At 71.9% G+C, this 15,782-nt stretch carries 1 protein-coding gene; it reads right to left on the bottom strand.

The annotated features are described in order from the left end of the window. Positions 1–36: 36 nt before the first annotated feature. Positions 37–15,702, bottom strand: coding sequence for a type I polyketide synthase (locus OG842_RS40635; RefSeq protein ID WP_328512713.1), 15,666 nt, complete (start codon positions 15,700–15,702; stop codon positions 37–39). Positions 15,703–15,782: the final 80 nt, after the last annotated feature.

Below are 15,782 nucleotides of genomic sequence, written 5' to 3'. Positions count from 1 at the left end.
CCTCCAAGAATTCCGCACACTCGACGAACACGCTTTTCAGACCTCTCCGAACTCGTTGTCGATAAAGGCCAGTACTTCTTCGGCACTCGCCGCATCCAGCTGGTCCACCACGCTGTCGCCCCCCTCGACGGGTGCTTGCGCCCCGTCCAGCCGGGCCACCAGGGCCCGCAGGCGCGAGGTGACCCGCTGGCGGGCTCCCTCGTCGCCGTCGAGAACGGACAGGCCCGACTCCAGCCGGTCCAGCTCCGACAGCACCGCCGTTTCCGGCGTCTCCTGCGCGCCCCCCAGCTCGCCGCGCAGGAATTCCGCCAGCGCGGTGGGCGTCGGGTGGTCGAAGACCAGGGTGACGGGCAGTCTTAGACCCGTCCTCGCGCTCAGCTGGTTCCGCAGGTTGACGGCGGTGAGCGACTCGAATCCGAGGTCCCGGAACGGCCGTTTGGCGCCGATCGGCTCCGCCGTTTCGTAGCCCAGCACCACGGCCGCCTCGGTCCGTACCAGTTCCAGCAGCTTCCGTGCCGCCTCCGCGTCCGACAGCCCGGCGAGCGAGGCCGTGAAGGCGGCGGAACCGCCCTCCGTCTCTCCGGCGGCGGACTCCGTGGCGTACTTCCGTACCTCCGGGATGTCCCCCAGCCAGGCCGCCGGGCGGGCGGCGAGGAAAGCGTTCAGGAAGGAGGTCCAGTCCACGTCCGCGACCAGCACGGCCGCCGTGTCGCGGGCCCCGGCGCCGGCCGCGACGCGGCCGAGTGCGGTCAGGGCCGCCTCGGTCGGCAGCACCGGCAGCCCGCGGCCGCGCATGCGGTCGGCGAACCCGGGGTCGCCGTGCGCCGTGCCGCCCTCGGCCCAGGGGCCCCACGCGATCGACGTACCCGCCAGGCCCAGTGCCCGGCGGTGGACCGCCAAGGCGTCGAGGTGGGCGTTGGCCGCGGCGTAACCGCCCTGGCCGATGCCGCCGACGGTGCCGGCGAACGCGGAGAACAGGACGAACGCGTCCAGGTCACGGTCCTCGGTGAGCTCGTGCAGGTGAACGGCGCCGGTCACCTTTGCCCGCAGCGCCGCCGCGACCCCGTCCGGGGTCAGGCCGTCGATGAGGCCGTCGGCCGTGGCATCGGCGGCGTGCAGCACCGCCGTCACGGGCGTACCGGCGACGTCGAGGCCGTCGAACAGGCCACGCAGGGCTTCCCGGTCGGCGACATCACAGGCCGCGATGGTGACCCGTACGCCGATGGCGGTGAGTTCGTCGCGGAGTTCGGTCGCGCCGGGGGCTTCGAGGCCGCGCCGGCTGGTCAGTACGAGGTGCTCGGCGCCGTTACGGGCCAGCCAGCGGGCGACGTGCCCGCCGAGGGCGCCGGTGCCACCGGTGACGAGCACGGTCCCGGTGGGCTGCCAGCCGCCGGAGGCGGTGGCAGTGGTGGTGGCGGTCTCCAGGCGGGTGCGGACGAGTCGTCGTACGAACACCCCCTGCTCACGCAGTGCGAGCTGGTCCTCCGCCTTGTCGCCCGCGGCCAGGATCCCGCACAAGCGGGCCGTGACCCGCTCGTCGAGCTCGGCCGGGAGGTCCACGAGACCGCCCCAGCGCTGCGGCAGTTCGAGCCCGGCGACCCGGCCCAGGCCCCAGACGGCCGCCTGTGCCGGGCTGACGAGCCGATCGGCCGCACCGACCGAGACGGCACCCCGGGTCAGGCACCACAGGGGTGCCTGGACACCCGCGTCGCCCAGGGCCTGGAGGAGCACGACCGTACCCAGCAGACCCAGCGGCTCCGTGGCCGCAGCGGCCTCGTCGGTCTCCGCGAGCGCCAGCAGCGAGACGACTCCGTCGATTCCCTCGGGTCCCTCGGGTTCCAGACCGGCGAGGGTGGCGGCGAGCGCCGAACGCTCGGCCACCGCGACCCGGCTGACGTCGGCACCGTGCTCGGCAAGCGCGGTCGCGAAGGCGTCGACGAGCTTGTCGTCGACGGAGAAGCTCTCCGGCACGGCCAGCAGCCAGCGCCCCGGGAGCAGCGGAGTGGAGCCGGTGCCGGACTCGGCCGGCTTCCAGGTGGTGCGGTAGGTCCAGTTGTCCAGCGCGGACTGCTCACGCTGCTGCCGCCGCCAGCTGAACAGGGTCGGCAGGGCCGCCCGCAACGGCTCGGCGTCGGCACCACCCAGTGCCTGCGACAGCGCATCCAGGTCCTCGTGCTCGACCGCCTCCCAGAATCGGGCGTCGATGGCGGCCGTGCCTGCCCCGACCGATTCGGCGGACAGCTCGGGCCAGTAGCGGGTGCGTTGGAAGGCGTAGGTGGGGAGGGTGGTGCGGGTGGCGTCGGTGTCGGCGAAGACGGTTGTCCAGTTGATGGTGGTGCCGTGGACGTGGGCTTCGGCGAGGGAGGTGAGGAAGCGGTCGAGTCCGCCTTCGTCGCGGCGGAGGGTGCCGAGGACGGCTGCGTCGGTGCCGGTGTTCTCGGTGGTGCCCTGGAGGCCGAGGGAGAGGACGGGGTGGGGGCTGACCTCGATGAAGACGGTGTGGCCGTCGGTGAGGGCGGTGCGGGTGGCCTGTTCGAACTCGACGGTTTCGCGGAGGTTGTTGTACCAGTAGCCTGCGCCCATTTCCGTGCCGTTGAGCAGTCCGCCCGTGAGGGAGGAGTACAGGGCCACATCGCCCGCGCTCGGTGCTATGCCCGCGAGGAGCTTCGCGAGCTCGGGTTCGATCTCTTCGACGTGGGCGGAGTGGGAGGCGTAGTCCACGTCCACCTTGCGGGCGCGGATCTCGTTCGCCTGGCAGTCGGCGACCAGCTCGTCCAGAGCCTCCGGGTCACCGGAAACCACCACGGACGAGGGGCCGTTGACGGCGGCGATGGAGATCCGCCCGTCCCAGGTCTTGGTCTTCTCGCGCACCCAGGTTGCGGACTGGGCGACGGAGACCATGCCGCCGCGGCCGGCGAGGGCGGTGATGGCCCGGCTGCGCAGGGCGACGACCTTCGCCGCGTCGCTCAGGGACAGGATGCCGGCGACGGCGGCTGCGGCGATCTCGCCCTGGGAGTGGCCGATGACGGCTGCGGGTTCGACTCCGTAGGAGCGCCACAGTTCGGCGAGGGAGACCATGACGGCCCATAGGACGGGCTGGACGACGTCGACGCGGTCGAAGCCGGGCGCGCCGTCGGTGCCGCGTACGACATCGGTCAGCGACCAGTCGGTGTACGGCTCCAGCGCCGCCGCGCACTCCGCCATCCGCGCCGCGAACACCGGCGAGGAGTCGAGGAGTTCCACGGCCATGCCGGTCCATTGGGCGCCCTGGCCGGGGAAGACGAATACGGGGCGGGGTGAGGTCTGGGTTTCGGCGGCGGTGGTGGTGTTGGTGGTGGGGTGGTTGTGGGTGAGGGCTTCGAGGGCGGTGAGGTAGTCGTCCCGGTGGGTGGCTGTGATGGCTGCGCGGTGGTCGAAGTGGGTTCGGGTGAGGGCGAGTGAGTAGGCGATGTCGGTGAGGGAGGTGTCCGTGTCCTGGCGTATGCGGTCGAGGAGTTTCCCGGCCTGGGCGCGCAGCGCGGTCTCCGACTTGCCCGACAGGACCCACGGCACCGCCACCCGAGAGGGGACGGGCTTCGGCTGCTGCTTCGCCTCCGGGGTCTCGGGGGCCTGCTCGATGATCACGTGGGCGTTGGTGCCGCTGAGCCCGAAGGAGGAGACACCCGCGCGGTGCGGGGCGCCGGTCTCGGGCCACGGTGTGTGCTCCGTGAGGAGCTGGATGTCGCCGTCGGTCCAGTCGACGTGGGTGGAGGGGGTGTCGATGTGGAGGGTCCGGGGGAGGATCCCGTTGCGCATGGCCAGGACCATCTTCATCACGCCGGCGACGCCGGCGGCGGCCTGGGTGTGGCCGATGTTGGACTTGATGGAGCCGAGGAGGAGGGGCTGGTCCTGGGGGCGTTCGCGGCCGTAGGTGGCCAGCAGGGCCTGGGCCTCGATCGGGTCGCCGAGCTTCGTGCCCGTTCCGTGTGCCTCGACCACGTCGACATCGGCGGTGGTCAGACCCGCGTTGGCCAGGGCCTGGCGGATCACCCGCTGCTGCGACGGACCGTTCGGAGCCGTCAGACCGTTCGACGCACCGTCCTGATTGACCGCCGAACCACGCACCACGGCCAGCACCTCATGACCCAGACGCCGCGCCTCCGACAACCGCTCCAGGAGCAGAACGCCCGCGCCCTCTCCCCAGCCGGTGCCGTCGGCGGCGTCCGCGAAGGCCTTGCACCGGCCGTCGGGCGCCAGACCCTGCTGCTTGTCGAAGTCGGCGAACGTTCCGGGGGTGGCCATGATGTTGACGCCACCGGCCAGGGCCATCGTGCACTCGCCGTTGCGCAGGGCGTGGGCGGCCAGATGCAGGGCGACCAGCGAGGACGAGCACGCGGTGTCGACGGTGACGGCCGGGCCTTCGAGGCCGAACGTGTACGAGATACGGCCGGAGGCGACGCTGCCGGAGGTGCCGCTCGCGACGTAGCCCTCGCCGCCCGCGGGGACCTTGGCCAGCAGGGTGACGTAGTCCTGCGTGTTGACGCCGACGAACACTCCGGCGGGGGTGCCCTTGAGGCTGCGCGGGTTGATGCCCGCGTTCTCGAAGGTCTCCCAGGAGGTCTCCAGCAGCAGCCGCTGCTGGGGGTCCATGGCGATGGCCTCGCGCGGCGAGATCCCGAAGAAGGCCGGATCGAAGTCCCCGGCGTCCTGGACGAATCCGCCCTGGAGGACGGGGGCCGCGGCCCGCTCGTCGTCGGATACGGGCGGGGCCATCAGGTCCCACTGGCGGTCGAGCGGTACGCCGCCGATGGCGTCGCGGCCCTCGGCGAGGAGCTGCCACAGGTCCTGCGGCGAACGGACCCCGCCCGGGAACCGGCAGCTCATCCCGATGATGGCGATCGGGTCGTCCGCATCGGCGGTCGCGGCGACGGAAGCGCCGGCCGTGGCCGCACCCGCGTCGAGCCCCAGCAGTTCGGAGCGCAGGTGGTCGACCAGCACCTCGGGGGTCGGGTAGTCGAAGACCAGGGTGGACGGGAGGCGTAGGCCGGTGGCGGTGTTGAGGCGGTTGCGGATTTCTACGGCGGTGAGGGAGTCGAAGCCGAGTTCGCGGAAGGCCTTGCCGGTTTCGATGGTGTCGGCGGAGGCGTGTCCGAGTACGGCGGCGACGTGGGTGCGGACGAGGTCGAGCAGGGTGCGTTCGGCCTGTTCTGCGGGCAGGGCGGCGAGTTGCTGGGCGAACGAGGACGCCTCGACCGCCGTCGCCGCGCCCCGGGCCTTCCTGGCCGGGGCCTTGACCAGGCCCTGCAGCAGCGGAAGCACGCCCGTGCCCTCGGTGTCCGCCTGCTTGCGGATGGCGGCCAGGTCCAGGCGGGTGCCGACGAGCAGCGCTTGTCCGGTTGCGGTGGCCGCGTCCAGCAGGGCGAGGCCGTGGTCGGTGGGCAGCGGCTGCATGCCGGCCCGGGTCATGCGGGCGATCTCGGCGTCGCCGAGGTGCGCCGTCATTCCGCTGCGCTCCTCCCACATGCCCCAGGCCACGGCCGTGGCGGGCAGGCCCTGGGCCTGCCGGTGCTGGGCCAGCACATCGAGGAACACGTTCGCCGCCGCGTAATTGCCCTGCCCCGGACCACCGAAGATGCCTGCGGTGGACGAGAACATGGCGAACTCGGCGAGTTCGTGGTGGTGACGGGTCAGCTCGTGAAGGTTCCAGGCGGCGTCGGCCTTGGGGCGCAGGACCGTGTCGATGCGGTCGGCGTCGAGTTCGGGGATCACTCCGTCGTCCAGGACACCGGCGGTGTGGACGATGCCGGTGAGGGGGTGTTCGGCCGGGACGGTGGCCAGGGCGGCGGCCAGTGCGTCGCGGTCGGACGCGTCGCAGGCCAGCAGCGAGACCCGGGCCCCGGCCGCCTCCAGCTCCGCGACCAGTTCGGCCGCGCCCGGGGCGTCGGTGCCCCGGCGGCTGAGTAGGAGCAGGCTGCGTACACCTCGTGCGGTGACCAGGTGGCGGGCGACCAGGCCGCCCAGGGTGCCGGTGGCCCCCGTGACCAGGTACGTACCCGCAGGATCGGGGATGCGCGGCATCGTCACGACGACCTTGCCCACGTGCCGGGCCTGGCTCATGAACCGCAGCGCTTCGGGGGCCTGACGGATGTCCCACGCCCGCACCGGAGGCAGGCTCAGCACACCCTCCCGGAACAGCCCCAGCAACTCCAGCAACATCCCCTGAAGCCGGTCCGGACCCGCATCCAGCAACTCGAAGGACCGGTAGTCGACCCCGGGGTGCGACTCGGCGACCTGCTCGGGGTGGCGTACATCGGTCTTGCCCATCTCCAGGAACCGGCCGCCGCGCGGCAGCAGTCCGAGCGAGGCGTCGACGAACTCCCCGGCAAGGGAGTTCAGCACGACGTCCATGCCCCGACCGCCCGTCTCCGCGGCGAAGGCCTCGGCGAAGTCGAGGGTCCGGGAAGAAGCGATCCTCTCGGCGGGGATACCCATCGCGGCCAGGACCGGCCACTTCGCCTCACTCGCCGTGCTGTACACCTCGGCCCCCAGATGCCGGGCCAGCTGCACCGCGGCCGTCCCCACACCCCCGGACGCCGCATGCACCAGCACCGAATCACCCGGCCGCACATCGGCCAACTCGACCAGCCCGTAGTAGGCGGTCAGGAACACCGCCGGCACGGCGGCAGCCTGTGCGTAGGACCAGTCGTCGGGGATCGGGGCGAGCATTCGGCGTTCGGTGACCGCGCTCGGACCGAACGAGCCGGAGAACAGCCCCATCACCCGGTCACCCGGACGCAGACCCGTCACCCCCGGACCGACCTCCACGACCACACCCGCACCCTCGGCACCCATCGGCACCTCAGGACCCGGATACATCCCCAGCGCGTTCAGCACATCACGGAAATTGACCCCCGCCGCCCGCACATCCACCCGCACCTGACCCTCGCCCAGCCCCGGCCGCTCCACGGGCAGCAGCGCCAGATTCTCCAGGGTGCCCTTGCCCGTGCTCTGCAACGACCACTCCGCCACACCCGACGGAACCACCAACCCACCACCAGCACCGCCAACGCCACCAGCCGCAGCCCGCACCAACCGAGGCACGAACAACCGACCCTCACGCACCACAACCTGCGGCTCACCCAACCCCGCAACACCACCGACATCGACACCGCCACCGTCGACATCGACATCGGCATCGACGTCCACCAGAACAATCCGACCCGGGTTCTCGGACTGCGCCGACCGGACCAGACCCCACACGGGCCCGCGATCGAGGTCACCGTCCGTGGCGCCCACGGCCACCGCGCCCCGGGTCACCACGACCAGACGCGCATCCGTGTCACGCTCCGCGGCCAGCCACTCCTGCAGCCGGGTCAGTGCATGGTTGAGGTGTTCGCGTACGTCCGTGCCCGCACCGTCCAGGACGAGAACGGCCGGCTCGGCAGCACCGTCCGGCGCCTGGGCCGGAGCGGTCGTCCGGACCCATTCGAGGCGGAAGAGGGAATCGGCGCCCTCCGCGGACGCGGCACCGTCCAACTGCTGTGCGGACACCGGCCGGAGCACCAGCGAGCCGACACGGCCCACCGGCGCACCCGTGCCGTCGGCGAGGTCCAGCGAGACCTTGCCGCCGTCGCCCACGGTCATCCGTACGCGCAGGACCGGCGATCCGACGGCGAACAGCTCGACGTCCGTCCAGGCGAACGGCAGACCCGGCCCCTCCATGCCGGAGAGACCGCCGCTGAGGCCGATCGCGTGCAGGGCGGAATCCAGCAGCGCCGGGTGCAGGCCGAACCGGGCCGCCTGCTCCCCCGCCTCCCCCGCCAGCTCGACCTCGGCGAACAGCTCTCCGTCACGGCGCCACACGGCCCGCAGGCCCTGGAACGCCGGGCCGTAGCCGTAGCCGAGCTCGCCGAGGAATTCGTACATGCCGTCCACGGAGACGGCCTCCGCGTCGCGCGGCGGCCATTCGACGAGTCCGGCAGCGGACTCCCCGGCCCGCTCGGAGCCTTCGGCGACGACACCGGAGGCGTGCAGGATCCAGTTGTCGTCGCCGTCGGCGGCGGAGCTCGAGTGAACGGTGACAGTGCGGCAACCGTCGGCCTCGGCCGCGCCGACGACGATCTGCAGGATGCGGGCACCGCGCTCGACCAGCACCAACGGGGCCTGGAGGGTCAGTTCCTCCAGCACTCCGCAGCCGACCTGGTCACCCGCGTGCAGCGCGAGTTCGACGAAGGCGGTGCCGGGCAGCAGCACCGAACCCAGGACGGCGTGGTCGGCGAGCCACGGGTGCGAGTCCAGGGACAGGCGACTGGTGAAGAGGGAGACGTCCTCACCCGCGAGCGCGACCGAGCCCACGAGCAACGGGTGCTCGGACGTGCTCAGGCCGACACTGGTGAGGTCACCGGTGCGGTTGAAGTTCTTGGGCCAGTAGTGCTCGTTCTGGAAGGCGTAGGTGGGCAGGTCGACGCGCCGGGCGCCGGTGTTCGCGTAGTACGCGGCCCAGTCGACGGAGGCGCCGTGCGCATGAAGCTCCGCCACGGCAGTGGTCAGCGCCTCTGTCTCGGTACGGTCCTTGCGCAGGGCGGGGAGGAAGACAGCGTCTTCGGTGACGCAGTCCTGGCCCATCGCGGAGAGGACTCCGCCGGGCCCGAGTTCCAGGTAGGTCGTGATGCCCTGGGCTTCGAGGTGGCGTACGCCGTCGAGGAAGCGGACGGTCTGGCGGACGTGGTCCACCCAGTAGTCGGCGGTCAGCAGCTCCGCGCCGGCGAGTTCGCCGGTCAGGTTGGAGACGATGGGGAGCTTCGGGGCGTGGAAGGTCAGGTTCTCGGCGATGGTCTTGAACTCGGCGAGCATGGGTTCCATGCGCGGCGAGTGGAAGGCATGGCTGACGCGGAGGCGCTTCGTCTTCCCGAAACCGGACGCGATGGCGAGTACGGCGTCCTCGTCACCCGAGATGACGACGGAGTCCGGACCGTTCAGGGCGGCGATCGAAACGCCGTCTGTGAGGAGCGGCAGGACTTCCGCCTCGGTGGCCTGGATGGCAACCATGGCTCCGCCGGTGGGCAGTGCCTGCATGAGGCGGCCCCGGGCGGCGACCAGCGCCGCCGCGTCCTCCAGGGACCACACACCCGCGACGTGCGCGGCGGCCAGTTCGCCGATGGAGTGGCCGAGGAGGTAGTCGGGCGTGATGCCCCAGTGCTCCAGCAGGCGGAAGAGGGAGACCTCGATCGCGAACAGGCCCGCCTGGGTGTAGACGGTTTGGTCGATCAGCTCCGACCCACCGAACACGATGTCCTTGACCGGCTGGTCGAGATGCCGGTCCAGCTCCGCGCACACCGCGTCGAACGCGTCCGCGAACACCGGGTACGCCTCGTACAGCTCACGGCCCATCCCGGCCCGCTGCGAACCCTGACCCGAGAACAAGAACGCCGAACGACCGGCCGCGCCCACAACACCCCGCACCGTGCCGTCGGCGATCGCCTCCAGCTGGCTCAGGACGTGCTCGGTGTCACCGGCCACGACCGCCGCCCGGCGGTCGAAAGCGGTGCGGGTCAGGGCGAGGGAGTAGCCGATGTCGAGCGGCGACAGGGCGGTGTTCTCCCGTACCAGCGCCAGCAGCCGTTCGGCCTGGCCGGCGAGAGAACTCTCCGACTTGGCCGACATGATCCAAGGCACCGTCGGCAGAAGGGACTTCGTCGATTCGGCAGACTCGGGTCCGGGCTGCGGCTCCTCCAGGATGACGTGGGTGTTGGTGCCGCTCACACCGAACGACGAGACGGCCGCACGGCGCAGTCGCTCGGCCGAGGCCGGCCAGTCCCGGGCCTCGGTCAGCAGCTCGACCGCGCCCGCCTGCCAGTCCACCTTCGTGGACGGCCGGTCCACGTGGAGGGTCTTCGGAAGTACGCCGTGGCGCATCGCCATGACCATCTTGATGACGCCCGCGACACCCGCCGCGGCCTGCGTGTGGCCGAGGTTCGACTTGACCGAGCCGAGCCACAGCGGCTGGTCCTCGGCGCGCTCCTGGCCGTACGTGTTGATCAGCGCCTGGGCCTCGATCGGGTCGCCGAGCCGGGTGCCGGTGCCGTGGGCCTCGACGACGTCGATGTCGGCGGCGCTCAGGCCGGAGCCGGCGAGGGCCTGGCGGATGACGCGCTGCTGCGAGGGGCCGTTGGGGGCGGTCAGGCCGTTGGACGCGCCGTCCTGGTTGATCGCCGAGCCACGGACGATCGCGAAGACTTCGTGGCCGTTGCGGCGGGCGTCCGAGAGCCGCTCGACAAGCAGGACGCCGACGCCCTCTCCCCAGCCGGTGCCGTCGGCGGCGTCCGCGAAGGACTTGCAGCGGCCGTCGGAGGCGAGGCCCTGCTGGCGGCTGAACTCGGTGAACGACATCGGCGTCGACATGACGGTCACGCCGCCCGCGAGCGCCAGGTCGCATTCGCCCTTGCGCAGCGCCTGGGCCGCCAGGTGCAGGGCCACCAATGAGGAGGAGCAGCCGGTGTCGATGGTCGCCGCCGGGCCCTCCAGGCCCAGGGTGTAGGAGATGCGGCCGGACAGCACACTGGCCGCGTTGCTGGTGAGGGTGGTGTCGGCGGCCTCGGCGGAGGCCATCAGGAGCGGAGCGTAGTCCTGGCCGTTGGTGCCGGCGTAGACACCGGTCAGGCTGCCGCGCAGCGTTTCGGGATCGATGCCGGCCCGCTCGAAGGCCTCCCAGGAGGCTTCGAGGAGCAGCCGCTGCTGCGGGTCCATGGCCAGGGCCTCGCGCGGCGAGATCCCGAAGAAGCCCGGGTCGAAGTGGCCCGCGTCGACGACGAATCCGCCCTCGTTGATGTACGAGGTGCCGGGGCGGCCGTCGGGGTCGTACACGACGTCCATGTCCCAGCCGCGGTTCGCGGGGAAGGGGCTCATGGTGTCGGTGCCGGAGGAAACGATCCGCCACAGGTCCTCGGGGGAGCCGACACCGCCGGGGAAGCGGCAGCTCATGCCGACGATGGCGATCTGCTCGTCGTCCTCGGACCAGGCCGCGCGCACGACGGTCGGGGCGGCGCTGTCGATGCCGAGGAATTCGGTGCGCAGCAGCTCGGCGATCCGGATGGCGTTCGGGTGGTCGAAGACGAGGGTGGTGGGCAGCTTGAGACCGGTGGCCTCGGTGAGCCGGTTGCGCAGTTCGACGGCGGTCAGCGAGTCGAAGCCGAGCTCCTTGAAGGCGCGGCCGGGCTGGACGGCGTCCGTGCTCCGGTGGCCGAGTACTGACGCGGCCTCGCCACGTACGAGGTCGAGGAGCTGCTGCTCCTGTTCGGCAGCGGTGAGTCCACGGAGCTGGGTGCGCAGCGCGGAGCCGTCCTGGCCGGTGCCGTCTGCTCCCTCGTCCTTCGCGGCGAGGGCGCGTGCCGCCTCGGGGATGTCGCCGATGAGCGGGCGCGGCCGGGACAGGGCGTAGACGGGGGCGAAGCGCTCCCAGTCCATGTCGGCGATGCTCACGCAGGTTTCGTCGTGCTCGACGGACTGGCGCAGGGCCGCGATGGCGAGACCGGTGGGCATGGCGGCGAGACCGCGGCGGGCGAGCTGCTCGCCGGCGTCGCCGCCGGACATGCCGCCGCCGTCCCAGGCGCCCCAGGCGATGGAGGTGGCGGTCAGGCCGCGGGCGCGGCGGCTGAGGGCGAGGCCGTCGAGGTAGGCGTTGGAGGCGGCGTAGGCGGCGTGGCCGCCGCTGCCCCAGACGCCGGAGTTGGAGGAGAAGAGCACGAAGGCGTCGAGCGATCCGTCGTCGAAGATCTCGTCGAGGTGGGCGGCGCCGAGGGTCTTGGCGGCCAGGACCTCGTGGAGCTGAGCGGCGTCGAGGGTGAGGAGTTCGCCGGTGCGGTCGACGCCTGCGGCGTGCAGGACGGCGGTGATCGTCTCGCCCGCCGCACGGAGCCCGTCGATCAGGGTCCGCAGGCTGTCGTGGTCGGCGACGTCGCAGGCCGCGATGGTCACCCGGGCGCCCAGGGTGGTGAGTTCGTCGCGCAGTTCGGGCGCGCCGGGGGCGTCGAGGCCGCGCCGGCTGGTCAGTACGAGGTGCCCGGCACCGGTCTCGGCCAGTTGGCGGGCGACGTGCGAGGCGATGGCGCCGGTGCCGCCCGTGATCAGTACGGTGCCGTGCGGGGTCCAGTCGCGGGTGCCGGGGCGGCTTCCGAGGGGGGCACGGGTCAGCCGGCAGGCGTGCGCGCCCGAATCGCGGAGGACGAGTTGGTCCTCGTCACCGCCCGCGATGAGGCCGGCGAGGCGGGAGGCGCCGCGGTCGTCCAGGTCGGCGGGCAGGTCGACGAGCCCGCCCCAGCCCTCGGGGAGTTCGAGTCCGGCGACCCGGCCCAGGCCCCAGACGGAGCTCTGTGCGGGGTCGACCTTGCGGTCGGAGGCACCGACGGAGACCGCGCCCCGGGTGAGGGTCCACAGCGGAGCGGTCGCCCCGGCGTCGGCCAGGGCACGGATGAGTGCGACCGTGCTCGCCAGGCCGGTGGTCACGCCCGGGTGGCCCGGGTGCGGCGTGGTGTCCAGTGCCAGGAGTGAGAGGAAGCCTGCGGCGTCCGAGAGGTCCTCGGTGTCGGCGAGTTCGGCGAGGGTGGTGGGGACGGCCTCGGCGCCGTGCCGGGTCAGGGCGGCGGTGAGGGTCTGGGCCAGGGTGGTCGCGGTGTCGTCCGCGTTCTCCGTGTTCTCCGCGTTCTCCGGTACGACAAGCAGCCAGCGCCCCGACAGGGCGGCGCCGAGAGGTGTGGCGACGGGCTTCCAGGTGACGCGGTAGCGCCACGAGTCGATGGTGGAGTTCTCACGGCGCTGACGGCGCCAGCTGACGAGCGCGGGAAGGGCTGCGCGCAGCGGCTCGGCGTCGGCGGGCTCCAGCGCGCCGACGAGGGCTTCGAGGTTGCCCTGCTCGACGGCCTCCCAGAAGGCGGCGTCGTCCGGGGCAGCCGTCTCGGCGAGCACGACGGCCGGGGACTCGGGCCAGTAGCGGGTGCGCTGGAAGGGGTAGGTGGGGAGGGGGACGCGGGTGGCGCCGGTGCCGGCGAAGACGGCCGTCCAGTCGACGGTGGTGCCGTGGACGTGGGCCTCGGTGAGCGAGGCCAGGAACCGGTCGAGTCCGCCCTCGTCGCGGCGGAGCGTGCCGAGGACGGCTGCGTCCGTGTCGGCGTCTCCGATGGTGCCCTGGAGGCCGAGGGAGAGGACGGGGTGGGGGCTGACCTCGATGAAGACGGTGTGCCCGTCGGCCAGGGCGGCGCGGGTGGCCTGCTCGAACTCGACGGTTTCGCGCAGGTTGTTGTACCAGTACCCGGCACCCATCTCCGTACCGTCGAGCAGTCCCCCGGTGAGGGACGAGTACAGGGTCGTACCGCCGGTCTGCGGGGCGATGCCCCCGAGGAGCTTCGCGAGCTCGGGTTCGATCTCCTCGACGTGGGCGGAGTGGGAGGCGTAGTCCACGTCCACCTTGCGGGCGCGGATCTCGTCGGCCTGGCAGTCGGTGACCAGCTCGTCCAGAGCCTCGGGATCACCCGAAACGACCACGGACGAAGGCCCGTTGACGGCGGCGATGGAGATCCGCCCGTCCCACGCCGCGATCTTCTCCCGCACCCAAGCGGCGGGCTGGGCGACGGACACCATGCCGCCACGGCCCGCGAGCGCGATGATCGCCCGGCTGCGCAGCGCCACCACCTTCGCCGCATCGCCCAGCGAGAGAATGCCCGCGACCGCCGCAGCGGCGATCTCACCCTGCGAGTGACCGATCACGGCCGCCGGCTCGACACCGTACGACCGCCACACCTCCGCCAGGGACACCATCACGGCCCACAGCACCGGCTGAACCACATCCACCCGGTCCAGACCGGGCGCGCCGTCGACGCCACGCACGACGTCGATCAGCGACCACTCCACGTACGGCTCCAGCGCCGCCGCGCACTCCGCCATCCGCGCCGCGAACACCGGCGAGGACTCCAGCAACCCCACCGCCATACCGGCCCACTGCGCACCCTGACCCGGGAACACGAACACCGGACGCACCTCCGCGTCCGCCGGAACCCCCCGCACCACACCAGGAGCCGGACCACCCGCAGCAACCGCCTCCAGCGCGGCAACGAACTCCCCACGCCCACCGGCCACCACACCGGCCCGATACTCAAAACGAGACCGGGTCAACGCCAACGAATACCCCAGGTCAACCACCGAAAGCCCGGCATCATCACGAACCCGGGCCAACAGACGACCCGCCTGATCCGCCAGAGCCTGCGGCGACTTCGCCGACAACACCCACGGAACCGCCGACAGCCCCACCCCCACCGGACCCGCAGCACCCGAAACCTCCGAGGCCTCGATGACGGGTTCCTGCTCCAGGATCACGTGGGCGTTGGTACCGCTGATTCCGAAGGAGGAGACACCGGCGATGCGCGGGGCGCCGGTCTCGGGCCACTCCCTGTGCTCGGTGACGAGCTCGACGGCGCCGGCGGTCCAGTCGACGTGCGTGGAAGGCTCGTCGATGTGAAGGCTCTTGGGCAGCACACCGTGCCGCATGGCCAGGACCATCTTCATCACGCCCGCGACACCGGCGGCGGCCTGCGTGTGACCGATGTTCGACTTCACCGAACCGAGCAGCAGCGGCCGTCCGGTCGGCCGGTCCTGGCCGTAGGTGGCCAGCAGGGCCTGGGCCTCGATCGGGTCGCCCAGCGAGGTGCCGGTGCCGTGCGCCTCGACGACGTCGACCTGGTCGGCCGAGACCTTCGCGTTGGCGAGGGCCTGACGGATGACGCGCTGCTGGGCCGGTCCGTTGGGGGCGGTGAGGCCGTTGGAGGCGCCGTCCTGGTTGATGGCGGAGCCACGGATGACGGCGAGGACGTCGTGGCCGTTGCGGCGGGCGTCCGAGAGCCGCTCCAGCAGCAGCATGCCGACACCCTCGGCCATGCCCATGCCGTCGGCGGAGTCCGCGAACGCCTTGCAGCGGCCGTCGCGCGCGAGGCCCTGCTGACGGCTGAACTCCATGAGTCCGGCCGGGCTCGGCATGATCGAGGCGCCGCCCGCCAGTGCCATGGCGCACTCGCCGTTGCGCAGCGCCTGGGCGGCCAGGTGCAGGGCGACGAGGGAGGAGGAGCACGCGGTGTCGAGCGTGACGGCCGGGCCTTCGAGGCCGAGGGTGTACGAGATGCGTCCGGACAGCACGGACGTGACGGTGCCGGTGAGGATGTAGCCCTCGGAGCCCGCGGCCCCGCTCAGGTCGCCGCCGTAGCCCTGGCCCGCCGCTCCGACGAACACGCCGGTGGCACTGCCGCCGACGGCCGTCGGGTCGATGCCGGCCCGCTCCAGCGCCTCCCATGAGGTCTCCAGCAGCAGCCGCTGCTGCGGGTCCATCGCCAGGGCCTCGCGCGGCGAGATCCCGAAGAAGGCCGGGTCGAACTCGCCCGCGTCGTGCAGGAAGCCGCCTTCGAGGGCGTAGATCTTGCCCGTGGCGGAGGGGTCGGGGTCGTACAGGTCCTCGATGTTCCAGCCGCGATCGGCCGGCAGGCCGGAGATGGCGTCGCCGCCCGAGGACACGAGGTCCCACAGGTCCTCGGGCGTGTCGACGCCCCCCGGGTAGCGGCAGCTCATGGAGACGATCGCGATCGGCTCCGCTTCCTGGGACTCGACGTTGCGCAGGTGCTGGCGGGTCTGCTGCAGCTCCGCAACCACACGGGTCAGGTATTCCCGCAGCTTCTCTTCATCCGCCATCGAAACGTCGCTCCCGTCGGGTTCTAACTAAAAAATGAGTGCGTGCTGCCGGGGTCGGAGGGTGAGGTCCGGAGCAGTCC

The organism is Streptomyces sp. NBC_00376, from assembly GCF_036077095.1.
Taxonomy (GTDB): Bacteria; Actinomycetota; Actinomycetes; order Streptomycetales; family Streptomycetaceae; genus Streptomyces.
Note: the sequence above shows the minus strand (reverse complement) of the source record. Positions and strands in the feature narration are given on the sequence as shown.